This is a genomic window from Rossellomorea oryzaecorticis (assembly GCF_045897515.1).
GTDB lineage: Bacteria > Bacillota > Bacilli > Bacillales > Bacillaceae_B > Rossellomorea > Rossellomorea enclensis.
On sequence record NZ_JBJOSA010000053.1, the window covers coordinates 1 to 536 of the forward strand.

Consider the following 536-nt stretch of genomic DNA (forward strand, 5'->3'; position numbering starts at 1 on the left):
CCTATAGCTCAGCTGGTTAGAGCGCACGCCTGATAAGCGTGAGGTCGGTGGTTCGAGTCCACTTAGGCCCACCATCTTCATTCTCATGGGGCCTTAGCTCAGCTGGGAGAGCGCCTGCTTTGCACGCAGGAGGTCAGCGGTTCGATCCCGCTAGGCTCCACTTGGGTTTTTCACAAAGCGACAGCGGAGTGAAACAACCATCCTTCGGATTCCATTATAAAGTGAATCCAAGTTTGTTCTTTGAAAACTAGATAAAGTGTTAATTGATAGTCAAGAAATTACCGAGTATCGCCATTTTAGGTTTAATCCTAACTTAGTAAGTAAGTGAATCAAATTTTGATTTAGCAGCGAGAAGGTCGAGGAAGCGAAGGAGTGAACACCGGAGCGCACTTAGTCGTGCGTGAGGATGTGAACGACTGAAGCTGACGAAGAGATTCGAAGCTGATAAAGCAAAATTTAGGTTAAGTTATGAAGGGCGCACGGTGGATGCCTTGGCACTAGGAGCCGATGAAGGACGGGACTAACACCGATATGCT

General features: G+C 47.8%; 1 tRNA gene and 1 rRNA gene. Both read left to right on the plus strand.

The annotated features are described in order from the left end of the window. Positions 1 to 87 precede the first annotated feature (87 nt). Positions 88 to 160: transfer RNA gene (locus tag ACKA06_RS21625), tRNA-Ala, on the plus strand. A 299-nt stretch (positions 161 to 459) separates the two neighbouring features. Then, positions 460 to 536, plus strand: a 23S ribosomal RNA gene (locus ACKA06_RS21630); the annotation flags it as partial.